The organism is Neobacillus sp. PS2-9 (assembly GCF_030915525.1).
In the GTDB taxonomy this organism is placed as follows: Bacteria; Bacillota; Bacilli; order Bacillales; family Cytobacillaceae; genus Neobacillus.
Window position 1 is genome coordinate 2,873,275 of the sequence record NZ_CP133269.1, and the last position, 23,817, is coordinate 2,897,091.

General features: G+C 36.7%; 26 protein-coding genes. 13 read left to right on the top strand and 13 right to left on the bottom strand.

The annotated features are described in order from the left end of the window. Positions 1-17 precede the first annotated feature (17 nt). On the bottom strand, positions 18-1,673 hold the full coding sequence (locus tag RCG25_RS14515) for a copper resistance CopC/CopD family protein (protein WP_308079522.1): 1,656 nt from the start codon (positions 1,671-1,673) through the stop codon (positions 18-20). Between the two features lie 15 nt (positions 1,674-1,688). Then, positions 1,689-2,264 (bottom strand): DeoR family transcriptional regulator, encoded by a 576-nt coding sequence (locus tag RCG25_RS14520; RefSeq protein WP_308079523.1) that lies wholly within the window; start codon positions 2,262-2,264, stop codon positions 1,689-1,691. 240 nt (positions 2,265-2,504) lie between these two features. On the opposite strand from RCG25_RS14520, the gene RCG25_RS14525 reads away from it, so the two are divergent. Next, positions 2,505-3,023 (top strand): hypothetical protein, encoded by a 519-nt coding sequence (locus tag RCG25_RS14525; RefSeq protein ID WP_308079525.1) that lies wholly within the window; start codon positions 2,505-2,507, stop codon positions 3,021-3,023. Between the two features lie 53 nt (positions 3,024-3,076). On the opposite strand, the gene RCG25_RS14530 is transcribed toward RCG25_RS14525, so the two are convergent. Then, positions 3,077-3,628, bottom strand: a complete 552-nt coding sequence (locus RCG25_RS14530) for a GNAT family N-acetyltransferase (RefSeq protein WP_308079526.1) — start codon at positions 3,626-3,628, stop codon at positions 3,077-3,079. A gap of 245 nt (positions 3,629-3,873) precedes the next feature. Between RCG25_RS14530 and RCG25_RS14535 the strand changes: the two genes are divergently transcribed. Both RCG25_RS14535 and RCG25_RS14540 read left to right on the top strand, forming a co-directional pair. Beyond that, the gene (locus tag RCG25_RS14535) at positions 3,874-5,949 is read left to right on the top strand and encodes a carbon starvation CstA family protein (RefSeq protein ID WP_308079527.1); all 2,076 of its coding nucleotides are present in this window, start codon (positions 3,874-3,876) and stop codon (positions 5,947-5,949) included. Further along, entirely contained in the window at positions 5,942-6,145 is a 204-nt protein-coding gene (locus RCG25_RS14540) for a YbdD/YjiX family protein (protein WP_308079529.1), read from the top strand. Before RCG25_RS14535 ends, RCG25_RS14540 begins: the two co-directional genes overlap by 8 nt. A gap of 131 nt (positions 6,146-6,276) precedes the next feature. On the opposite strand, the gene RCG25_RS14545 is transcribed toward RCG25_RS14540, so the two are convergent. Next, on the bottom strand, positions 6,277-6,846 hold the full coding sequence (locus RCG25_RS14545; RefSeq protein WP_308079530.1) for a general stress protein: 570 nt from the start codon (positions 6,844-6,846) through the stop codon (positions 6,277-6,279). A 204-nt stretch (positions 6,847-7,050) separates the two neighbouring features. Here RCG25_RS14545 and RCG25_RS14550 point away from each other — a divergent pair, with 204 nt between their 5' ends. Continuing rightward, positions 7,051-7,542 (top strand): CBO0543 family protein, encoded by a 492-nt coding sequence (locus RCG25_RS14550; RefSeq protein ID WP_308079531.1) that lies wholly within the window; start codon positions 7,051-7,053, stop codon positions 7,540-7,542. Positions 7,543-7,770: 228 nt separating this feature from the next. Here the strand turns inward: RCG25_RS14550 and RCG25_RS14555 are convergent, their stop codons facing one another. The 4 genes from RCG25_RS14555 to RCG25_RS14570 all read right to left on the bottom strand — a co-directional run bounded on the left by RCG25_RS14555 (position 7,771) and on the right by RCG25_RS14570 (position 10,175). Beyond that, positions 7,771-8,085 carry an SDR family oxidoreductase gene (locus RCG25_RS14555; RefSeq protein WP_308079532.1) on the bottom strand — a complete coding sequence of 105 codons (315 nt, stop codon included), beginning with the start codon at positions 8,083-8,085 and terminating at the stop codon, positions 7,771-7,773. 102 nt (positions 8,086-8,187) lie between these two features. Next, on the bottom strand, positions 8,188-9,087 hold the full coding sequence (locus tag RCG25_RS14560) for a DMT family transporter (protein WP_308079533.1): 900 nt from the start codon (positions 9,085-9,087) through the stop codon (positions 8,188-8,190). 39 nt (positions 9,088-9,126) lie between these two features. Continuing rightward, entirely contained in the window at positions 9,127-9,459 is a 333-nt protein-coding gene (locus RCG25_RS14565; protein ID WP_308079534.1) for a hypothetical protein, read from the bottom strand. Beyond that, positions 9,459-10,175, bottom strand: coding sequence for a helix-turn-helix domain-containing protein (locus RCG25_RS14570; RefSeq protein ID WP_308079535.1), 717 nt, complete (start codon positions 10,173-10,175; stop codon positions 9,459-9,461). Before RCG25_RS14570 ends, RCG25_RS14565 begins: the two co-directional genes overlap by 1 nt. A 91-nt stretch (positions 10,176-10,266) precedes the next feature. Here RCG25_RS14570 and RCG25_RS14575 point away from each other — a divergent pair, with 91 nt between their 5' ends. Together RCG25_RS14575 and RCG25_RS14580 are read left to right on the top strand one after the other, a co-directional pair. Next, positions 10,267-10,743, top strand: a complete 477-nt coding sequence (locus tag RCG25_RS14575; protein ID WP_308079536.1) for a DinB family protein — start codon at positions 10,267-10,269, stop codon at positions 10,741-10,743. 150 nt (positions 10,744-10,893) lie between these two features. Further along, entirely contained in the window at positions 10,894-11,211 is a 318-nt protein-coding gene (locus RCG25_RS14580) for a hypothetical protein (protein WP_308079537.1), read from the top strand. A gap of 64 nt (positions 11,212-11,275) precedes the next feature. Here the strand turns inward: RCG25_RS14580 and RCG25_RS14585 are convergent, their stop codons facing one another. Then, positions 11,276-11,419, bottom strand: a complete 144-nt coding sequence (locus RCG25_RS14585; protein ID WP_308079538.1) for a hypothetical protein — start codon at positions 11,417-11,419, stop codon at positions 11,276-11,278. A gap of 204 nt (positions 11,420-11,623) precedes the next feature. After that, positions 11,624-12,079 (bottom strand): NUDIX hydrolase, encoded by a 456-nt coding sequence (locus RCG25_RS14590; protein ID WP_308079539.1) that lies wholly within the window; start codon positions 12,077-12,079, stop codon positions 11,624-11,626. 155 nt (positions 12,080-12,234) lie between these two features. Here RCG25_RS14590 and RCG25_RS14595 point away from each other — a divergent pair, with 155 nt between their 5' ends. Together RCG25_RS14595 and RCG25_RS14600 are read left to right on the top strand one after the other, a co-directional pair. Continuing rightward, positions 12,235-13,149, top strand: a complete 915-nt coding sequence (locus RCG25_RS14595) for a tellurite resistance/C4-dicarboxylate transporter family protein (RefSeq protein WP_308079540.1) — start codon at positions 12,235-12,237, stop codon at positions 13,147-13,149. A gap of 269 nt (positions 13,150-13,418) precedes the next feature. After that, a complete protein-coding gene (locus RCG25_RS14600) occupies positions 13,419-14,384 on the top strand; it encodes a S66 family peptidase (protein WP_308079541.1) in 966 nt (321 codons plus the stop codon). A 68-nt stretch (positions 14,385-14,452) separates the two neighbouring features. Here RCG25_RS14600 and RCG25_RS14605 read toward each other — a convergent pair whose 3' ends face one another. After that, positions 14,453-15,205: a 2-phosphosulfolactate phosphatase gene (locus RCG25_RS14605; protein ID WP_308079542.1), complete on the bottom strand. Its 753-nt coding sequence runs from the start codon at positions 15,203-15,205 to the stop codon at positions 14,453-14,455. Between the two features lie 330 nt (positions 15,206-15,535). Here RCG25_RS14605 and RCG25_RS14610 point away from each other — a divergent pair, with 330 nt between their 5' ends. Further along, complete coding sequence (locus tag RCG25_RS14610; RefSeq protein ID WP_308079543.1) at positions 15,536-15,955, top strand: HXXEE domain-containing protein; 420 nt, start codon at positions 15,536-15,538, stop codon at positions 15,953-15,955. A gap of 181 nt (positions 15,956-16,136) precedes the next feature. Here the strand turns inward: RCG25_RS14610 and RCG25_RS14615 are convergent, their stop codons facing one another. Beyond that, complete coding sequence (locus RCG25_RS14615; protein ID WP_308079544.1) at positions 16,137-16,601, bottom strand: SRPBCC family protein; 465 nt, start codon at positions 16,599-16,601, stop codon at positions 16,137-16,139. A 461-nt stretch (positions 16,602-17,062) separates the two neighbouring features. On the opposite strand from RCG25_RS14615, the gene RCG25_RS14620 reads away from it, so the two are divergent. The 3 genes from RCG25_RS14620 to RCG25_RS14630 all read left to right on the top strand — a co-directional run bounded on the left by RCG25_RS14620 (position 17,063) and on the right by RCG25_RS14630 (position 20,416). Beyond that, entirely contained in the window at positions 17,063-18,034 is a 972-nt protein-coding gene (locus tag RCG25_RS14620; RefSeq protein ID WP_308079545.1) for a bile acid:sodium symporter family protein, read from the top strand. An 82-nt stretch (positions 18,035-18,116) separates the two neighbouring features. Further along, positions 18,117-19,465, top strand: a protein-coding gene (locus RCG25_RS14625; protein WP_308079546.1) for an IS3 family transposase whose coding sequence is annotated in 2 segments (ribosomal slippage) — positions 18,117-18,576 and positions 18,576-19,465 — 1,350 coding nt in all. Because the reading frame shifts where the segments join, the coding sequence is not laid out codon by codon here. Between the two features lie 129 nt (positions 19,466-19,594). Then, positions 19,595-20,416 carry a GDSL-type esterase/lipase family protein gene (locus RCG25_RS14630; RefSeq protein WP_308079547.1) on the top strand — a complete coding sequence of 274 codons (822 nt, stop codon included), beginning with the start codon at positions 19,595-19,597 and terminating at the stop codon, positions 20,414-20,416. Positions 20,417-20,488: 72 nt separating this feature from the next. On the opposite strand, the gene RCG25_RS14635 is transcribed toward RCG25_RS14630, so the two are convergent. Beyond that, the gene (locus tag RCG25_RS14635) at positions 20,489-22,021 is read right to left on the bottom strand and encodes a vanadium-dependent haloperoxidase (protein ID WP_308079548.1); all 1,533 of its coding nucleotides are present in this window, start codon (positions 22,019-22,021) and stop codon (positions 20,489-20,491) included. A 297-nt stretch (positions 22,022-22,318) separates the two neighbouring features. Here RCG25_RS14635 and RCG25_RS14640 point away from each other — a divergent pair, with 297 nt between their 5' ends. Beyond that, on the top strand, positions 22,319-23,425 hold the full coding sequence (locus RCG25_RS14640; RefSeq protein ID WP_308079549.1) for a C40 family peptidase: 1,107 nt from the start codon (positions 22,319-22,321) through the stop codon (positions 23,423-23,425). The last annotated feature ends 392 nt before the right edge of the window (positions 23,426-23,817 follow it).

A 23,817-nucleotide genomic window follows, 5' to 3' on the forward strand; every position in this document is an offset into this window, starting at 1 on the left:
CTCTATGTTGTTGTTTTTTATTTACTTCCTACTAGGACATTGAAATGAGTATCGAGTGTTTCTAAGTCTTTGGTAAGGACATGAACTTGGACGTTCCATTGACCGGACATGTTAAAATCCAACCCTCTTGTTCCATATTTTCCATCCTTGATCTTCTCTAATATCGTAGAATCTTTACCCATATCCATTTCTAATGAAGTAAAAGTAAGTGTTATTTGTTCAATATTCGTAATGGGCCTTCCCTTTTCGTCCTTCAACCATAATTCGAAAGTGTTTTCTCCAATAACGTTTGGAGTCGCTTCAAATGTAATTCTAGTTCCATGTTGAATCGTCTTTGTTTCCTTAAATGGTCCAGGAGATGCCATAGCAGTTGGTAGATTTGTTAATAAAACAGAAAGTCCCAAAACAATTAGTCCAAGTATTAACTCACCCCATAAGGTTGATCTCCATCCTGTTTCTCTACGCCTTCTACCTTTTACAAAATTAGCCATTGCAAAAATGATCATCAAAAGAAATAGAAGGATTTTTCCTGTCAATACTCTTCCGTAATCAGTAGAGACAAGCGTTCTAAAATTAGGAATGTATGAAAGACTACTCATAAAGCCTGTTGCTGCTAGAATAATTACAAGCACTATTCCCCATTTGGAAAACCTTTTTATAGTTTCTATAAACACAGTCTTTGATTCCTTCTTTTTGCTTAGGGGGATCAAAGTTGCTAAAGACAGTAAACTTCCAATCCAGATGGAGGCGGATAATAAATGAAGGAAGTCCAAGGAAATACTATAAAACCTATTTGTTGATGCTGCCGCATGACTGGTAAAGGACTTCGACAATAAAAGTCCTACTCCAAGAATAAGAGTCATCCAAAGTAATATAGGCTTATCCAATCGTTTCTTTATAACCAGATAGGTGGATATACAAAGCAAAAACAACCCATCGATTTGGATGATCCACGTTTTTCCAAAGAGAGTGTTCTCTAACATTTCCCTTAACACTCGAATACTAAGAACCTCACTCCAGGGTAAACCTGATTCTATTGTGGCTTGTAATGGTAAACTTAAAAGCATACTTAAACTTAAGGTCAGAAACGAAAACGTTACTATTTTTTTAACCGCATCCATCACCCATAAATTGGTTACTAAATCTTTATGTAAAACAAACAAGTAAAAAAAGAGTGCTCCAACTAAACATGCATTACTTACATATTGAAGCCAGCGAATGCTGAGAAGGTCCCATTCAGGCGTATAACCCTTTGACTCTTGATTGTTATTGGAGCTCTTTGGATTGCTTTCTAAGCCCCCTATCTGAAAGGGAATCACCCCTTGAACAGGATGACCATCACTAGAAACAACTCTCCATTGTATCCGGTACGTACCGTTTGGAAGATGATCGTTAAGGTCACATTCGATAACAGATGAATTTTTCGTATCAATATGCCCGTTTTTTTGATCTACACGATTCCCTTTTGAATCAAACACTTCAATTGAATGAAATGATGGCTGAATCGGTTCATCAAATTCAATCGTTACGTTCTCAGGCAGTTTTGAAAGTGTCTCATTTTCAGAAGGTGTTGATTTTTTTATGTAAGCATGTGCGGAAGGAAATGAAGGGTACAAAAATAGAAAAAGATAAAATATGAGAGCAAAAACAATGCCACTTTTTTTAAAACTCAATCTAGCACGTCCTCTCTATTTGTTGCACCCACAGCCAAAATCTCCACTCATTCTTTTTGAAATCTCTTCGACTGCTTGCTCAAACCGAAATATTGTCCCCCCAAAACCTTTTTGAAATTGCTGAGCATATTTTAATGAATCAAAGGTGAGGACCTGTGGTTGGCAGCAGTTCAAATTAAAATCTGCGTCAAGTAGAAAATAAGCCAATTTTGCACTAATTGTTGTATTTTGAAGGAAGTCACGACATATGATTTGAGACACATTTTTTTCAATATCCTTGTATCGTAACAACCCACAGTGTGGGCAGCAAAATTGCTCGACCATTTGATAATTAGTGATGATTTGCATTGGGTGTCGGTTGTTCATTTCTTTTAAACAGTAGGTACAAGCATTTGGTGAGACATTCGTCATGCTAACTAACGATACGCCGCCAGATGTCTTGTTTATCTTATTTTCCTCTAATAAGGGCTTAATATCCCGGTACACTGTCATTTCGGATACATTCAAACGCTTACTAATTTCAGCAATTGAAAGTGTTCCTTCTTCGTTCAGCCAGGTTACTATTTGATTCTGTCTTTCAATTGGAAGCAAATTAGGACCTCCCCTTCTTTCTTAAAAATCCCTTCACAAGAATACATTAAGATATTTAAACTACATAAACAAGATACAAATGTGAATTACTTGTGAATTTATTTATTATTTTCACAGTTTTCCTCAAAAATTAACACGTAGTAGTATGAGACAGGCTCCTCTTTTCATATATTGCTAAAAGTATTACTTTGAATTGGGTTCTTTTTACATAAGGGAATGAAGTAGGAAGGCGGAGCAATAATGTTACTTTGTGTTAGTATAATGTTCATTTTTCTAAGTACTAGTTTGGTTGTTTACTATACATATATTAAAAGAAAACACCTAAGTCCTATGGTTGCGATGATCATCAGTATGACTAACTCAATGATGACGAGTGTAGCGTTAGGGACATTCTTAGGAATTTTTATACTTGAAAAGGATTTAACCCTTCCTACGATTATAGCTGTATCCATTGGAATGTTTATAGGGTATATCACGGGAAGACCCGTTTCTCTTATTGCTTCGTTAGAGGGAATAACTGCTGGAATCATGGGGGGAATGATGGGTGCGATGTTAGGGGTCATGATACCGCCCAATCATACCGAGGTCATTATATGCTTTATTGTTGTAGTGTATTTATTGGTGAACATAGTCCTGTTTCGTGTAATTGGTGAGGAAACAAATTCAAGTAGGTTTATAAGTATGTTTTTACATGTCTTTTTCGTATTGGTATTGATTGGATTTCTTGTTTGGCTAAATTTCCTCTACTTTTTCAATTGAGAGACTGATTGGCTACCCGGTTTTCTTGTTTGGGTAGCCGATAATTATTAAGCTTAGTTTAAATCATTAAACCGTCCCATCAATATCATATTATAGTAATTTCCGTCTGACAGAAGTTTGTCTTTCTTTAAAACTCCTTCCACTTCAAATCCATACCTTTCATATAACTTGATGGCTTTCTCATTCGTTTCAAGAACATTCAAGGTTATTTTCTTTATACCATTTGAGTCTGCCCATTCAATTGATTCATTTAAGAAATTTCTTCCAATCCCGTAGCTCCAATACTCTTTTAACACACAGACGCCAAATTCTGCTTTATGAGCATTCCTTTTCAAAATGCTTCCTACACACCTTGAAAAACCAACAATTTTACCATCAGACACAGCAACTAAAAACAGGTTATTTTTACTCTCTGTATCATTTTTTATGATTTGTTGAAAACCTGCCTCATCAATGTATGCCTCTCCTCTTTCTCTCTCTAGGTTTTCCGTTTCCCCATCAATCTGTAATCTTACTTCAGATAGGTTTTTGGCATCCCTCTCTTCTGCAGATCTCACAATATAACGTAAATTATTAACATCAAATTCTTTTGGATTCACGATCATTCCAATTCCCCCTTTGGAAAAAGTTGACACCAAAATAGGATACTTTATTCCGGTTAGAAACTCCACTATGATCTACATAAATTTCCCAACCACTCTAAAAGACTCTTTTTTCCATTTCGAAATATATGTAAAAAGAATCATTTTTTGTTTTTTCAGAAAAATTGGATAACCCTATATACAAATCATGTGACTAATAAAATATAATTCTAGAGAAATACAAAAATTTTGAAAGGTGGATAGTTTATATGAAAGCATTAAAATCTATCATTATTTGGGGGATTGTTTCAGCACTCGGCGCTGCTGGTTTTGGTGTCATGGCCTTGAACAACGGAGAAAGCATTAATGCCATCTGGCTCGTTACTGCCGCTATCAGTGTTTATGCTATTGCCTATCGGTTTTACAGCAAGTTTATGGCTAAGAAGGTATTTGAGCTGGATGACCACCGAAAAACACCAGCAGAAATCAACAATGACGGTAAAGACTATGTTCCTACTAACAAATGGATTCTTTTCGGACATCACTTTGCAGCTATTGCGGGGGCAGGGCCGTTAGTCGGACCAATTCTTGCAGCACAAATGGGTTATTTACCGGGAACAATCTGGATTGTAGTTGGTGTAGTTCTTGCCGGCGCTGTTCAGGACTTTATCATTCTATTCGGATCCATGCGCCGGAATGGAAAATCGCTAGGAGAAATGATTAAGGAAGAAATTGGCCCTATTACTGGTTTGATTTCAATGATTGGCATATTAGGAATTATGATTATTTTATTGACCGTTTTAGCACTCGTTGTAGTGAAAGCGCTTACTGGAAGTCCGTGGGGAATGTTTACGATTGCTGCAACCATTCCGATTGCGATTCTAATGGGATTTTATATGCGTTATATACGTCCCGGTCGTGTCGGTGAGGCCTCACTCATCGGCGTAGTCCTTCTTCTTCTATCTATTTATAGCGGACAATATGTTTCTCAACACGCCGAGTTAGCAAACATGTTTACCTTTTCAGGTGAAACCATTGCCATCATGATGATTATTTATGGGTTCATTGCTTCCGTTCTTCCCGTTTGGATGCTTCTTGCACCGCGTGACTATTTGAGCACATTTTTAAAAGTCGGTACCATTGTTGGGCTCGCATTAGGAATTTTCATAGTTGCTCCTGATTTGCAAATGCCCGGTATTACAAAGTTTGTTGATGGTACTGGCCCTGTATTTGCAGGAAATCTTTTTCCTTTCCTATTTATCACGATCGCATGTGGAGCTGTTTCAGGATTCCATGCCCTTGTATCTTCAGGTACAACACCAAAAATGATCGAGCGAGAGTCACACGCCCAGCCAATCGGCTACGGAGCCATGTTGACAGAATCGTTCGTTGCTGTAATGGCAATGATTGCTGCCTGTGTGTTGACCCCTGGTATTTACTTTGCAATCAACAGCCCTCCTGCTGTTATTGGTGCGGATGCCGTCCAGGCTGCTCAGACTGTTTCTAGCTGGGGATTCACCATTACACCTGATGATTTGACCAAACTGGCCAATGATGTTGGAGAACAAACCGTTCTTTCACGGACCGGCGGTGCACCTACCCTTGCAATCGGAATGGCCGTTATTTTTTCAAATGTAATTGGCGGGAAGACACTGATGGCTTTCTGGTACCATTTTGCCATTTTATTTGAAGCGTTGTTTATTTTAACTACTATTGATGCTGGAACAAGAGTAGGACGCTTTATGATTCAGGATATTCTTGGTACTATCTACAAACCTTTCGCAAAAACAGAGGCCCTTCTACCAAATATTTTTGCTACAACTCTCTGTGTTCTCGGCTGGGGATATTTTCTTTACCAGGGTGTTATTGATCCACTTGGAGGAATCAATACGTTATGGCCGCTCTTTGGAATTGCAAACCAAATGCTCGCAGCAATCGCTTTGCTCCTTGGAACGACTGTTCTTTTAAAAATGGGCAAGAAAGCATATGTATGGGTAACGCTCGTTCCAACCACCTGGATTTTGACTGTTACGATGGCCGCTGGTTGGCAAAAGCTATTCCATGAAAATCCAAAAATCGGCTTTTTAGCTCACTCAAAGGTTTTCAAGGAAGCGTTAGATGCTGGTAAGGTGCTGGCACCAGCGGCAAATAAAGAGCAAATGAAGCAGGTTTTGCTGAATGACTATATCGATGCTGCCTTGTGTGGATTTTTTATGGTAGTGGTCATATTCGTGCTGATTTCCTCTTTCCGAATCTGGATTAAGGTCTTGAATAACCACAAAGTGGATTTACATGAATCCCCTTATGTTCCTAGGGATGATGGAGACGTCAAACATTATGCTTAAAAAAATTAGAGACATTCTCGTATACCGTAAACAGTTCATTTCACTCCTCGTGGGTGTGCCAAGTTATGAAAAGTATGTAGAGCACATGAAGGTTCATCATCCAAACGAACCGATTAAGTCGCAGAAGGAGTTCTTCTGCGAAGCACAGGAAGCACGTTACAATGGGAAGGGTGGCAAAGTGTCAAGGTGCTGTTAGCCTTCGGCGTGAATCTATTTTCGATACATCTATTTACTATCAAATGCTTCTATTTTTGTTGATATGAAGTGATTAAAAAGGGTATCCGTCCAATTGTGGACAGATACCCTTTCCTTAAAATGTTTAATTTGTTATCTTAAGCGTGGATCATTTGGATTTCCAGAAGTGAGCGCAGCGTTGGACGGTTCATTTGTTGTCATTGACCTGCCTGTTAGGTTATCGTCATCAATCGTATCTAACTGGCCATCTCCAACACTGGTTATTCGGCGTTCTACAAGGACCAGAATTTTTCCGTCTTTAACATACCCTTCATAACGGTCCGCATCATCCTCTTCGAAGCCCATACCAACTAATGCTCCAGCCAACCCACCAACTCCTGCGCCGACTGCTGCACCTGTCAATGTAGCTGCTATTGGTCCAGCCGCAACGAATGGTCCAATACCTGGTATCGCGAGTGCACCCACACCAGCAAGCAATCCGACAAGTCCACCAAGCGCCCCGCCTGTTGCTGCTCCTGCAAGTAGATCATCCTCCGTCTTCGTACCAGTCGCATCATTTATCTCGTGTACTTTGTCATTGTTTGCTCCTATAACCGAGATATCTTCTGCAGCGTATCCCTGTCGTTTTAAGTCTTCAACTGCCTTAATAGCCTCATGTTCCGTATCATAAACTCCCACCAAGTGCTTTTCATGTTCGTACATTGAAATTCCTCCTTTAAATGAGTAGTCCTTATCTAACTACCCTTCACTCCGAGGAACGAAACATATTAATTCACTTTTTCTATTTGTCATGAGTATAGCACTCTGAACTAATTGAACTATTTTGTATAATTTTTTATTAAAATCGAAAGATATGAAAGGAATACTTTGGTATAAGCCGACCAAACGAGACAAGAGGAGATCAAAATGTCCCTTGATTTTAAATATTGGAAATGGATTTTTCTAATCATTTCAATTTTGATTTTTAATATAGTTGCATTAAAAACGAGAAAAAGGTTACCAATTACTGTTATCTATTCAACAACTTTTTTTGCGTTGTGTATTCAACAATATTTTGATTCTTATGCATCGTTCTTTTTTAAGGCATGGGGATTTTTTTCAGTGGATACGGCAGATTTCCCTTCATTATTAGTTAAATGGGGAATCTATCCGGCAGCAATAGTTATAATTATAAATTGGTATCCTTTTAAATCATCAATGACGAAGAAATTTTATTATATTATGGGATGGTCCATTTTTTCTACTGCCTTTGAATGGGTGACAATGAAATTAGGTATTCTTTGGCATATCCATTGGAACTTATTATATTCCTTTATTATATATCCAATTATTTTTTACCTATTTTTAATTCTTCACGTAAAATTTTATCAGTGGTTAATACGAAGGGAAAGTAGTTAGAGAAAACTAAAATAATCCTAATAAATGTTTAGCGAAATCACCTACATCCATACTTTGAAATTTAATGCTTCCTGGTATGATATATCGTTTAAATAGAGGCTTCGATAAAAGCAAATGATCAACAAAATCGTGAAATTGTGTGGCCCTTACAATTGTATAAGGAATCGAACTGTTCTTTAACAGATCTTCCGCTTCGCATTTCAATATGTAATATTTAAATGGTATATCTTAAATACCAACAATTGAGGGATAAATAAAATGTTTGATGTGCTCAAGCTTAGTCAAAATTCTTTCTAATCCTGATACATCTATGAGTCTTGATTTTTTCAAGGGACTTGTTGCTGCGTGAATAACTATCTCTACATCTTTTACTGCTTCTTCTAATCCATCCCCAGTCAAAAGATCGCTATAAACCCACTCAAAATGTCTGGTGAGTTCAGGTTTTCTTCTCGATGTTAGTTTTACATCATAATTAAGACTTGTTAATTGATTTATTAAAGCAGTACCCAACATACCTGTTGAACCTGTTATTAATATTTTCAAATAAATCCCTCTTTCTTTTGAATGACTCATTGTAATGTAATATTCACAATGAGTTAACTTTATTCAGCTGAGGGAACCGCTGTTTTTACAAAAATTTTAAAATCATCCTTCCGTAAATCTGCCCTTCCCTTTACTAATCCTAACTTTACCGTATTTCTTAATTCTAGCGTTTGCTATGAATACGCCTGCTAAAATAAGCAAAGCACCAATATAGCCTTGTAGCCCCATATTTTCATGTAGAAAGATGAATGCAAATATAGCTGCAAAAATAGGTTCCAGTGAAAAGAGAAAACCAGTGCTTTCTGGTGTCGTGTACTTTTGTGCAATTGGCTGCATGACAAAGCCATATGCAGAGCTAATAAGTGCTAAACCAAGTATCGCAGACCAATGAATCATTCCTTCTGGTAAAACAGGTATTTCAAAAATAAAGGTGCCAATTGTTCCATATAGCGCAGCAAATCCAAGTTGATAAATCCCAAGTTGCAAGGTATTTACCTCTCGAGCAAAGTAGTTTGTGATTATAATGTGAACCGCATAAAGAAAGGCGGCAATTAAACAAAATAGCGAGCGAAACGCAAAAGTAAAATCATCCCTAATAGTAAGGAGTGCTAAGCCACTTGTAACAACCAAAACTCCAAGAAAAATTTTCTTATTGGGTAATTTTCGTGTAATGAATATCTGAAGAATCGGCACTAAGATAACAGTTGTGCTAGTCAAAAAACCAGCTGATGAGGCAGTGGTATTTTTCATTCCATACAACAAAGCGATAAAAATACTGGCTAGGACAGCTCCAACAATTGCACTGTATTTCAATGTTTTAGCTTCTGTTCGAATAACTTTTTTATAGAAAATCGCCAGCATTACGATAAATGCAATACCAAATCGCAAAGCTATAATTGTTAATGGAGAAATGGTATCCACACATAGCTTCATGAAGATATAAGATGTTCCCCACCCCATAGAAACAGAGGCGAGAATTAGGTTTGCTTGTTTTTGAGTCATTATTATTGTCCGTTCTTCTTTTATTTGTAAATTCTATAACTATTTTTTTATGTTTAATATATGAAAAGTTTCTATGGATAATAGAATAAACATGACAGTTAAAATAAAGTAAATTAGTGAATAACCTCTCTTTTTTAGAATAAAATTTTCAATTCCAGCTACAAGCCAATATAATGCAACAATACCTTGAAAAATTCCTAAATAGAAAAAATCGACTCCTTCTTTAGCTCTAAAAACAAGGAAACCAATGATAAACATTGGGATTAACAAAAGAAACTGAATAATTACTATTTGTTTAATTCTATTCTTAAATAGGAATTTCATTGTACTCACTCCATGAAAAGTAGTATTTAAATAGTGTTTAATATCCATTATTCTTCTGACACCTGACGATTTTGATTAATACTAAATCCAAATACTTCCTCAAACCCTTCTCTTCCCTTATTTGTTATTTTAAGTGCTCGAGTTGAAGGCATTCGCTCAATCCAATTATTTTCAAGTGTGAATAATAAAATTGCATTTCCTAGAGAGCCTGCTAAATGAAATCTTCTTTCACTCCAATCTAGACACTTACATGAAAACGAACGCCTTTTTTTCCTAATGTGTTGAATATCTATTCCGATTGTAGTTAAAAAACTTTCCCCTGTTGCAGTTAACTCGAAATCCTGCTCACCCGTATCACATAAAAAGTTATTATTTAATAGTGAATTAGTCACTCCAACCCCTAACGAACCGGCGAGATGATCATAACAAGTTCTTGCAAGGTGTATTTCTTTATTTCGTGATACTTCTCTAAATGAGTTAGGTTTTCTTTCTGGTGATAAACACAGTAAAGATTCCAATACTTTAGCTACTTCAGCATTGGAAAGTGAAAGGTATTTATGCCGTCCCAATTTTTCTGATTTTACAATCCCTTTGTCCATCATTTTAGACAAATGGAAACTTGCTGTTTGAGGAGTTATTTTTGAAGCCAATGCTAATTCTGAAACTGTATATTTTCTTCCATCCAATAAAGTTAATAACATCGTTGAACGTGATTGCTCACTAATTATTGTGGCTACTTCTGACACTAGTGGATCAAAATTCATGTCTATACCTCCAAATATGTAATCCATACTTCGATGATAATCGTTTCATTCATAATTTACAATAAAGGGGAATCTTACCACAGGGGGAATTATGATGAATTCACTTGAATTATTTTTACTAGACTATAAAGAATGCAGACGTCGTTTCTTACTCACTGCTGCTGCTTTTCCGGATGAATTATTAACATGGAGACCTGATAAAGACGCTTTATCCGTTGGGGAAACCATTCGTCATGTGTTGCTACATGATTTTTCCTGGTTAAGGATCTTAAAGGATAATAGATTACCAACCGACGAAGAACAAAGTGATTTATGGGAAGAACCTTATACGAATCTTCAAAATGAAGTAGACAGAGCTTCGGTATATTATGATGAGTTTATAAATTATGTATCTTCTTTAAATATTAATGATCTTGGAACAAAATATATTAACTGGCCTCATAAACCAATTAGTAGAACTCTGGGAGATACATTAGAGCGGAAATCATATCATGATGCCGTTCATACAGGACAACTTTTACAATATTTAAGAATGTTACATATAGACCGTCCTATAATATGGGACTAAATGAGAAGCGTGAAGGAAAAATCTTCTTCCCCACCGAATCTTCACTAAATGTTCAAAAAGATACGTGCACTTGTTATTTGCATCACACCTTACTTTCCCTAACGATTGTAAAATCTATATGAACTCGTTGAAAGAAAGGAGGTTAATATTTTGTTAAATTTATTGATTTTCGTTTTAATCGCAATTACTTTGGTTCTGGTAAGTATTTTTATTGGAGGGCTAATGGATCTACATAAAAAAGAAATGGAAGAAAAAAAGAGTGCAGTAAAAGATGGAATGGAAGGTTACCTGGATCAAACGTTTGGATTTGGAACGGTTAAAGTATTTAAATCAATCGTTGATGCTGAAGGCAATGTCAGATACTTGGTTTATTTGCCACAGTTGGAGTGGTTCAAAACGCCAACTTATAAATGGTATGAGGTGTACGCAACCCAAATCGGTTATCAACACATTGAAGTAGAAAGATAATTTCACAAATAATGCCCTAGAGAATTCCTCTAGGGCTTTCTTATCTTTATTCTTTAATGACCGATTAATGGACACGAATGATTTCGTAAATATCTTCATCATGGTGTACTCTTGTATGCTTGGATTCAATCCGTTCAAATTCATCAAACTCGTCAATCGTTTCTCCAAACCACCAGTTTTTTAATTCAAACAAAAATTCAGTAAGCATCGTTAGTTCCTCCCATGTATGGTTGTTGAACAAGTTATACTCTTATTATACATGTGAATCACTTCACATAAAAGCGCTTACACAAAAGGCGGAATAGCAAAATAATACCGAAAAGCAAGATAATTTTGTAAGTATGTACCTATATTAAAAAGAGGGTGATTTAGATGCCCCCCCTTCCAAACCCTTCATGATAATCTCCTATATTTAAATTAATTGCTCCTTAAAGAGAGATATTGGATAGATTCTCTCATTTATCAAGGCATCCGTTATTTGCTTGATACCGGATGCATCGCGCAATTTCTCATTATCTAAATCCTTTAATTCATCCAAGGAAATCCATTTGCTGTCTATAATTTCAGCCTCGTCAATCGTTAATGATCCCCCGGTAATTTCTCCGATAAAATGGAATAAAATAACTTGATGACTGGTATTACTAGTAAAATTGTATACCCCGGTTGAATTTACTAACTTAACATCAAATCCTGTTTCTTCCTTCACTTCACGACGGGCAGCAAACAGAATATCTTCACCTTGTTCTATTCTTCCCGATGGAAAATTCCACTTATTCTGTGCAGTTGGTTTATTTTCTTTTATTATCAGCACTTCATTATCTTGAATAATCGATACACTAACTACTAAAACGATTCCATTTTGAGTCATACACTTCTCCTTAGTTTGATACATCTTTGTTATATTCAACGATAGGAGTCATTCTCCTTCTTTGAAAATCCATCCCTTTAATCAATAATTTTTTAATATTATTATTATAATAAAATAAGAAAGGTGTAAATTTATAGATTTTTGGGGGTGAGCAATTGTTTTCCTTATTAAAACAAAAAGCAGGTAATCTTTTTCCTGGCTATTTTGCCTTAGTCATGGCTACTGGGGCATTATCAATAGGAACACACCTGCTCGGAATGGAAATCATTTCTAAGATATTATTATATATTAATATCATTGCCTATATTTCTTTATGGGTACTGACTCTTACACGTATTTTCTACTATTTTCCTAGAATGTTAGCTGATTTGACAAGCCATACAATTGGACCAGGATTTTTCACATTAGTCGCTGGGACCTGTGTATTTGGTAGCCAACTAATTATTGTTGGTGACAACTACTCGATTGCCATTTGGTTATGGGCACTGGCCATTCTACTATGGCTAATAATCATGTATACCTTCTTTTCAGCAGTTACCATAAGGAAGGATAAACCGACAATGGGGGAAGGAATTAATGGGGCTTGGTTGATTGCAGCAGTCGCAACCCATTCCATTTCCATTCTTGGTACCCTTCTTTCCCCACAAGTACACTCTGGAAAAGAAATCATTTTGTTTTTTACTTTGTGCATGTATTTCCTTGGTTGTATGTTATATCTAAATATCATTACACTCATTTTTTACCGATTTACCTTTTTAAGGCTGGATCATTCAGCTCTTACACCACCTTATTGGATTAATATGGGAGCTGTCGCTATTACTACTTTGTCAGGTTCCACATTAATTTTACATGCGAAATCCTGGTCCTTACTGACTGAAATTACACCCTTCTTAAAGGGTTTTACTTTATTTTTCTGGATAACCGGGACTTGGTGGATTCCGTTGTTATTTATACTTATGGTTTGGCGCCATCTTTATCATCGCTATCCGCTTACGTATGACCCGCATGGGGTATGGCATTCCAACTTGCGATGTATACAACGAGTACCTATCAATTGGCAACAGCTCTAGATTTATCGTTTTTAACCCTAATTCCAAGAATAATGGTATATATTGCGATAGCAGCATGGATTACCGTATTTTTTGGGATGATTCATCACCTATATCATAATTTTCATAATCACTACCTCTCACCACTAAAAGAAAATAACTATGAAAAGCATCTCTAATTCGATTAGGGATGTTTTTTTATTAGCAAAAAAACCCAAAATATTCACTTGCCAATTCTAGCATTAGTGGAATATATTAGAAAAAATAAATATGTTAAGGGAGTGGGGCAAATGCATATCCCATCGAAATTAGATGTTGGCGATGAAATCAGGATTGTTGCACCAAGCAGAAGTGCAGGAGTTTTATCAAAGGAAGGATTCGACCAAGCTAAGAAACGATTAGAGGATTTAGGTTTAAAAGTAACCTTTGGAAAAAACATTTTGGAATCGGATCTACAAAACTCTTCATCTATTGAACAAAGAGTTCAGGATATTCACGAAGCCTTTCAAGACCCAAACGTAAAAGGCATTTTAACTGTAATTGGCGGGTTTAATAGTAATGAATTGTTACCGTACCTAGATTACGAGTTAATCAAAAATAATCCTAAAGTTTTTTGTGGGTATAGTGATATTACAGCGATTGGGACTGCAATTACAACACAATCAGGGTTTATTACATATTCAGGGCCTCATTTTTCAAGTTTTCAAATGGAAAAAGCACAGGAATATCAAACCACTTTCTTTAAGAAATGTCTGATGCAATCTGAGGCATATTCAGTTGAGGAGTCACCTATTTGGAGTGATGATGCTTGGTATATTGATCAGGAAAACCGACAATTTGAGGAAGCAAACTGGAAAACATATAGTGAAGGTTCCACGAAGGGTGCATTATATGGAGGTAATTTAAGTACACTGAATTTATTGCAAGGGACACCTTATATGCCTCCCCTAAAGGATTGTGTCCTCTTTATTGAAGATGACGAATTAACTATTCCTGAGACGTTCGCACGTGACCTGACCTCCCTTTTACAAGTTGCTGGGAACATAAAAGCTTTGGTAGTTGGTAGATTCCAACTAGCATCAAAGGTGACTGAAGAACAATTGCTTTTTATATTAGATAAACATCCAATATTAAAGGAAATTCCTGTTTTATATGATGTCAATTTAGGGCACACCCAACCTATTTTCACCTTTCCAATTGGCGGAGAAGTAGAAATTAACAGTACCAATAAAACCATTACTTTCACTAGATTTTAAGTTTAATAGGTATTTTACTTGAAGTTGTAGACCATCTCCCAAATGGTGTTGATGGTCTACAAAAGCTTTTACACATATTCGATAAAATGATCTTTATTCAATAATGGAACTGTTGGATATACATTTAATCGGCTACAGTGGTTTACGTCAGCTTCATATCCCCTTTTTCGAAGTTCACGTCCACTTCCACAATCCCAGATAAAATTATTAAGTTTATCTTTAGAATGAAGAAAAGAAGTCATACAAAATTCTGCCTCTGGAGACTTTTTTCCTTCTATATAACTAAGAATGGCGCCAGCACCTAAATAGTCTTCAATTGCTGGGCGCAGAGTATCTTCGTATTCTCTACTGCCTTCCCATTGCTCACCACAAGGTATCACAGTGATATTTGCTTTTGTTTGTTTTCGTAATTGATTAGCAGCAGCTGCCACTGATTTCGCATTAAGTAAGGAGCCAATTAAAAGGGCAGGAACTTGGGAGGCAATCCAAGTGCAATAAGCCCCATTAAGTGAGGTTAAAACATATTTTTTATTATTATGATTTTGGCCAAAAGATACCGGTGATAAAGTGGGAGCTCCTATTTGTGCAGCCTCTGCTCTACCTAAGATAAACTCACCACCAATTTTTTCTGCAAATTTTTTCCCATCTAATGTGCGAGGATATGGATAGATGATTGCCCCGTATCTTAAAGCAGTGATCACTGTGGATGAAAAACTTAGGACATCAACAATGATAATTATATCCCCTCTTTCAGCTGCCTCTCTCGCCCCACGCCGTCCCCACTCCACTCTACATTCATATGGAGATTGATCAAAAAACATAAGACCACCCTTTCAACTTATTCAATAAAGACCCTATGTATCTTGATTTTAAGGAAAAAACAAAAAAATAGTAGACTTATATTTCGAAAAATTGTAAAATTATGGTTGAAATCTGTAAAAAACACGCTTTTAAATAAAAGCGTGTTTTTTTTAGGACGTTGAATTTCCGGAAAAATTATATAGAAGTTGTTGCAGATAAACCAAAAAAAATCGACATCCTTGATCCATTGCAAAGTGTTATCATAATTTTTTGAATAAGTAACAAAGTGGATTCCATTAAAGGGCAGGATATTTGAAGATGAAGCCTTCTAAATAGATAGGAGAAATTATATGGTATTTTTAGATGTTACCAATGCAATATGGTTATTTGTGATTATATTTATGCTCCACGATTTTGAGGAAATTATTTCTGTTGAGCATTGGGCAAATAACACCAAAAGTAAATTAAATGAAAGAAACACTTGGATTAATCAAAGGATTTGGAGTTTTTGGAACGTTAATTCATATTCATTTGCAAAGAGAGACGTAGTTATCTTTATGGTTATGTCAATTATCACAGTAATTACAATTTTTAATTTACACCAAACTTGGAGTATTCCCTTATACACTTCTTTCTTAGTATTCATTTTATTTCACAATGTCCTACATATTTTACAGACGATAATGCTAAGAACTTATACACCGGGTTTATATACTGCAATACTATTAGTTACGCCGTATTCAATTTTTTTACTGACATTAATAAATTGATTTACACTATTAAAAAAGAGCTTTAATGGAACAAGGGACAAAAATCAACACTATCCTTTAACATAGCTAAATTTTAAAAATACATACGGATTACCGTTGTAAAAGCAAAAAGCAGTGGATCTGGTATGCATCCACTGCGTTCTTTTTTAATTTTTGAATTATTTTAAGTGGCACATCATTGTCATTTTCGACTTCTTCTCATTTCATAAATGCTTCGTTTAATCTGTTTCTCGACTTTTTGAAAAAAAGTGTCTAACCCCTTGTTGGCTCCAGAATCTAATATACGTTTACCCGCTAATGCCAAGGCACCTGTTACCTCCGCATCAGCCTTACAGGTGATTTTTGAGCCTCCATCAACATCACTAATCACAAGATCAGCTTTACCTACAATCTCTCCAACGTTTCCTTTTCCATTTACTTTGAGTTGATAGGTTGAAGGCATGTTTTCATGTAGCCAAATATCAAGTATCATTACATCCTGGAGCGGTCCGATGTTTACATCCAACTCTGCACGGTACACTCCTTTTGATGTTTCGGCAAACGACTTACAGCCCGGCAAAGCATTTCGTAAAACCTTTTCATTTTTTATTAACTTCCAAACAACGTTCCTCGGCAAACCAAAACGATGCTCGTATGTGATGTTCATTGGTCCTCCTCCATTCAATAGTTATTTTTCATTCCGGTACCCTTCCCATTCCATTATTCATATTCAATAACAAATGAAGGTGTTAATGCTATTTATATAAAAATATAGTTGGAGGTCTGGCATAGTTTTTATGAAAGACTGTTTTCGTAATTCTCTAGCTGCTTTTGTCCTTCATCACCTGTATGAAAGACAGTCTTCATCTTTCTCCTGCTAATTTTGTCCTTCATCACCTGTATGAAAGACAGTTTCTAAGATTACCCACATGCTTTTGTCTTTCATCAAACAAATGAAATACATTCTTAATGCTGACCCAACCACTTTTGTCCTTCATCTGCAAGCAAACGCTTTCATTCACTAACGCTTTAAATTTAAAAAATAAAATAATATTCAAACTATTGTGTTTATTGGAATAATATTCTATAATACTTTGCATTACGAAATATTATACAGAGGTGAGCACAATGAAAACGTTAGAAAAGATCAGTCAGTTTGTCGGCAATACTTTTGCCATCTGGGTGCTATTATTTGCTGCACTAGCATTTTTTTCGCCCGCGGCCTTTACGTGGATCGCTCCACACATCTCGTTATTATTAGGAATCATCATGTTTGGAATGGGTTTAACCCTATCTGGCAACGACTTTAAAGAAGTATTTAAGCGTCCAAAAGATGTTGCCATTGGCGTATTGGGTCAATTTTTAATCATGCCACTCCTTGCTTTTTTATTAGCAAAGGGCCTGAATTTATCCCCTGAAATTGCTGTTGGAGTAATTTTAGTCGGCTGCTGTCCTGGCGGAACCGCTTCAAACGTCATGACCTTTCTCTCTAAGGGTGATGTTGCCTTAAGCGTTACCATTACATCGATCACCACCCTTCTTGCTCCACTTGTAACACCTGCACTAATTTTATTACTAGCAAGCGAATGGATTCCTGTCGATCCCGGCGGCCTATTCTTATCAATTGTAAAAATCGTGTTATTCCCGATTATCCTTGGTGTTGTGGTAAAGAGGTTATTCAATAAACAAGCCCAAGCTAGCGTAAAGGTTCTACCGCTTGTTTCGATAATTGCAATCGTTGCGATTGTCACAGCTGTAGTATCAGTTAGCCAGCAGGCCATTGCTAAGACAGGCTTAATCATTTTTGCAGTAGTTGTTCTACATAATTGCCTTGGTTATTTATTAGGCTATGCTTTCGGAAAAATGTTCAAGATGGATTTATCAAAGAAAAAAGCGGTGGCAATAGAGGTTGGGATGCAAAATTCTGGTTTAGGTGCAGCCATAGCAGCTACACACTTCTCTCCACTAGCAGCTGTACCAAGTGCCATTTTCAGTGTTTGGCATAATATCTCAGGGCCAATCTTAGCAACTATCTTCAGCCGAATGAAAGACGACAAAGAATCAACATCTGTAAATGCAGATCAATCCTTAGCAAAATAGCATTCTATCAAAACCACCTTCTTTTTTGAACTGCACCCGAATTGTTAGACACACAGCTAACAATTGGAGGTGCAGTTTTTATATGTCTAAATTTACTATTGAGGAAAAACTAGAAGCAGTTATTCGATATCACCAGGGATCGGAAGGGGTAAAATTTATAGCTAAATCCATAGGAGTACATCATACTGTCTTACTAAATTGGATAAAACAATATGAACACCACGGTGAAGATGCCTTTAAAAATCCCTATACATCCTACACAACAGAGTTTAAACTAGACGTACTAAATTATATAAAAGAGACAGGGACGTCTATAAGGGAAACTGCTGCAATTTTTAATATTGCAACACATAGCACCATTCAAAAATGGTTAAAAGGTTTCGAATCAAATGGAATAGATGCCCTAAAAACAACACAAAAGGGGCGTTCACCTATGAAAAAGGAAACAAACAAACCTCAACCAGTGGAAGGATCTGACGAAGCACTAAGAGCTGAAAATGAGCGTTTACGTATGGAGATTGCTTACTTAAAAAAGTTACAAGCCTTAATTCAAGAAAAGGAAAAATTACAGAACAGGACAAAGCGCAAATAATCTATGAATTAAGGCATGAATTTAAAGTAATCGATCTAGTAAAGGTCGCTGGTATGGCGCGTAGTACGTATTACTATTGGGTTAAACAAATGGATCGTCCAGATAAGTATAAGGAGGTCAAAGAATTGATTCAGGAGATCTTTGATGAACATCAAGGACGTTATGGATATCGTCGAATCACATTAGAATTGCGTAAACGGGACTTAAAAATTAATCATAAAACAGTCCGACATATGATGAATGAAATGGGGATAAAATGTCTTGTACGCATGAAAAAATATCGTTCTTATCGTGGAAATGTAGGGAAAATTGCCCCTAATATTTTGGAGCGCAATTTTAAAGCGTCAAAGCCAAATGAGAAGTGGGTAACAGATGTAACAGAATTCCATTTACACGGAGAAAAGCTATATTTATCCCCCGTTTTAGATTTATACAACGGAGAAATCATCGCTTATAACATAGAAAAACGTCCTGTTTATCTACTTGTTTCAAAAATGTTGGACAAAGCTTTTGAGCGTTTAGCAGAGGGAGACGCCCCCATTCTCCATTCTGACCAAGGTTGGCACTATCAAATGAAGCATTACCAACATGCATTAAAAGAACATGGTATTACTCAAAGTATGTCACGTAAGGGGAATTATTTAGATAATGCGGTCATGGAGAATTTCTTTGGCCTATTAAAGTCTGAACTACTCTATTTAAAAGATTTTGAAAGTATGGAGCATTTTAAAGTAGAATTAGAGAAATATATTTATTACTATAATCACAAACGAATTAAGGTAAAACTAGAGGGCATGAGTCCAGTCCAATACCGAACTCATGCCCAAGTAGCTGCCTAAATTTATTTGTCCAACTTTTCGGGTTCAGATCATTTTCAAAGGAAGGTGGTTTTTAACTTTTGGAAATCACCACCTAAACCAATCTCCTTTTAACCTTGTTATAATAGTGTTAATCAAGGAGTGTATCTTATGAAAATAGTAAAATATCTTTTTATATCAGTTTTAATTATTGGTCTTGGCATTTCTGCATGGGTCTATTACCCTCAGTACCAAATATACAAAATGAAAAAACAAACTACAGTTGCGGTTAGTCATAAAGCCAACCAACTCACCTATCTCCATTATTTTCAAAATGCTAAAACACCTGGTCTGCACCAACTGGCCATCGGGGATTCGATTATTCGCGGAGTCGGCGCTGGACAGGATGAAAACTTTGTCAGTCAATTTTCTACCAAATTAGCTCAACAGACAAACAAAGAGATTACCTTTGAAAATCAAGGAATTAATGGAATTACGAGTGGTGAATTAAACCAACTTGTCCAGGAAGGCCGATTTGACGAATCGATTAAACAATCTGATATTATCACCATCAATATTGGCGGCAATGATATTCTCAGAATGGCCAAGGGGCAAAATTTTCGAACGGTTATTCAAGACTATGACCAGCTACAAGCCTCTTTTTCAAAAAATTTGAGTGATCTTTCTGATCGGATTTCTACTTTGAATCCGAAAGCTACCATTGTATTTTTAGAATTGTATAATCCCATCTCCCCTGATGATCAAATGTATTCTCTTGCGGATAAATTGCTGCCAAAATGGAATCTTCATATCTATGAAGTAGCTAACAATATTCCAGGATCCATCGTTATTGAAACAACAAAAGTTATTAATGGAGACCATTTACAAAACCTCTCCTCAGATGGTGTCCATCCAAATGTTGCTGGATATACCGCGATTTCCGAACAAATTTTGTATCAGCTGAAACATCAAGTTAGAAAAAGCTCTGTATAATTCGACGGAAATAAATGAAGAGACCTATTCTTATACGAATGGGTCTCTTCTAGATATTTTGATACCAAAGGATTAAATAGTAATCTTTGTCCCATCAAATTTCGTGAGTTTAAATCCTTCGAATTCCTCATTATATGTTGTTTGGTAGTCACGAAGAATTCCAATTGCTACCTCTTCTCCAAGCAACATCCCATTGATCGCGCTACTCCGGAAGTGAACCCCAGCTGTATTTCGACCAATCGCAATATTATAGGCAAGTTTGTTCAATTCCCCGCCAACTGTAAGTGTTCCATCATACGATTCTAACGAGAGGCCGTCACTGCTCGCAACAACCGGATCAGTAATAACAAATGATTCGTTAAAGAATGCTTTTAACATAGTCACCATCGCCCCAATAAATGTGGCATGACCAGAAGGATATTCCGGATGTGTAGGACAGGCCTCAGCAAAAGCTTGAGGCAGCAGGTAAGTTTTATATTTTTCATAGGTTTTTGATAATGCGTTTGAATTGAGTACTACTGGATGAATGGGATAGTTAGCGTCACCCGTCAATTTGTGGTGAATTCGGCCACCGAACTCCTCCGGACGAATCCGCCGGTGGACAAGCCATTTTTGGCACCAAGCGGCATCTAATGCAGGTCGAACAGCTCTTAGAACAAAATCTAAAACATGAGCTGAACCAAAGCTGGAAAATCCAACTTGAGTTTTAGATTTGAGGTATGGATTACACATATCCAATGCCCCAGGTCCGTAACTAAGAAGAATTAAACAAGGAGCTAGTCCACTTTCTAACGAATAATCTTTGTGTACAAACTCTCCTAAGTCTCGGCCATTTCGAATATATCTTGGGGTGGAATCATAAGTGTTACTGCTAGGGAGTGGTTTGCCCGTTTGAACAGCTAGCCAATCCTCATAGTTCGTTAAATGGTCATCCCCTACTAGTGTTGTTTTATACTTTTGGACAATCTTTGTGGCAATAAAAGGAAATTCCTTCCATAGAAACTGCGAAATATATGGCCCCTCTAAAGCTCCAGGGAAATCTTGTCTAAAAAGAGTCTTAGGAGTGACTTGTCCATTAATTTTTGGCCCATGAAATTTTGTCAATGTAGAAAGTTCTTCTGCAGCGGCAATAGTAAGAGGATTGGAATGATAGTCATTAAAGGGGATATCACGTGTTAGTGCTTGCCAGTATAACTCAACCATTTCAGATGCAAACTCTTCACTGTGAAAGGCTGGTGGTGGTGGGCAAACCATTTGGTGACTATCTGGTCCGACTAAATCAAATGAATAAGCAGATTGGGGATCAACTAGCTTTCTTTCACCTCCAAGTGGGATCTTTTCAAAATCTTCAGGTTCTCCTGTCTCAATTGCTTCTAGATATTTATCATATGCACAGAGGTCCACTTCACCGAGCATATTCTGCGGGAATGCTTTAATATAACTCGCAATTTTATTTGGGTATCTCCTTTCATCCCCGTTACTAGGATGTTCCACTTTAGAAAGCTTTTTATAGTATAAAGCTGTTTCATTACGAATTTTAAAAGCCCTTTGAAGTCGTTTAGTATATGAAAAAATATCTTTCAACTTTGCTTTCTTAAAACCCATTATTCTCACTCCTTTCATTATAAAATCAAGTTATTGTATGTAAAATAAACCATTTGGAAACGGACAAACATACTGTTCATCCTTCTAAAATTGCCTATATTTTTGCAACATTTCCCGCCATTTTTATCTTTCAATTATTCAAATATTCTATTCTTCTAAAATCCTCTGTTAACAAAATGTAATATTCTTATAACACAGTTGATAGAATGATTTGTTAAAATATTGATACATTAAATAGTACGAACATTTAGAATATTATATAAAAATAAAGTAATTAAATGAAAGTGGTGATGTTTGTTGATCAGAAAGATGTTAATCACACTGAGCTTTGCCATTGTGCTAATAGCAACTGGTAACGAATTTTCCATACATACAGTTCATGCCGAATCGATAACTAATTTACAAAGTCAAACCATTCCATCGCAGTCAACTCCTCCTATAAGCCCAACAACAGTTGAAACAGAAATTCCCAACTTTCAAGGAAACTTAGTCAATGCACAGGAACATATGAAGCGCGTTTATGAGGCAATCCAGGCCAATAATGTAGAGATCCTCAAGAACGAAAACTATAGTAAACTAGCAAAGGCAGAAGTGGAAAAACTTGAAAATGAAACGAAGGCTTTAAAGGAAAGTATGGAAAAACGGAAGGATATTTTAAGGGACCGTGCTCTTTCCTATCAACATACTGATATGCATGTCTCCTACCTTGACGTGCTGCTTGGTTCTACGAGTTTAAGTGATTTTGTGGAACGGGTTGGTGCAGTCGCAGCTATTGCAGAAGCCGACCGAACTCTTTTGGAGCAGCAGGAAAAGGAACAGCAGGAATTGGATAACAAAAAAATTTCTCTAGAAAAAAAACTTACTGAACTGGCCAATATAAAAAACAACTTAGAGACGTTAAAGGCTCACCTGGTCAAACAAAAGAACGAATACGTTTTGTTAAATAAACAAGTTAAAGAGGAATCGAGAAAAAAGGAAGCTGCTCAAACCTACATAAATGTTTTTCCAAGCAAATCAAATGATTACATAAGTACGGTCATTAATGCAGGCAAGAAGTACATTGGGAACTCGAATTATGTTTTTGGCGGCGGTAGAAGTGCAAGTGATATTGCTCGGGGTAGATTTGATTGCTCTGGCTTTGTACATTGGGCTTTTGCGCAGGCTGGTGTTAATATTGGCAGTACTACATCCGCAATTAGAAATGACGGCAGGCAGATTTCCCCTCAGGAAATGCAGCCAGGTGATCTCGTTTTTTTTGATACGTATAAAAAAGACGGACATGTCGGTATCTATATCGGCGATGGCAAGTTTATCGGTTCGCAAACCTCAACCGGTGTTGCCATCGCTGATATGACACAAGGATATTGGAAAAATGCCTTTAAAGGACGGGTTGTGCGGATTTAAATTTCGAGTCTGCGTATTCGGTTTGTTGCGGTTAGCCCTTGTACGAGTGTAATTGTTCCGTCTGGGTGCGTAGACCCTTTCTATGAGACCGTTTGGTCAAATTCTCAATCCGTTCGGGCACGTAGAGCCTGTCTATGAAACTGTTTGGTCTTATTCTCAGTCTGTTTGGTGTCATAGACCCTTGCTATGAGACCGTTTGTTCGATTATTTAATCTGTTTGGTCGCGTAGACCCTTCCTATGAGACCGTTTGTTCGATTACTTAATCTGTTTGGTCGCGTAGATCCTTCCTATGAGACCGTTTGTTCGATTACTTAATCTGTTTGGTCGCATAGACCCTTCCTATGAGACCGTTTGGTCAATTACTTAATCTGTTTGGTCGCGTAGACCCTTC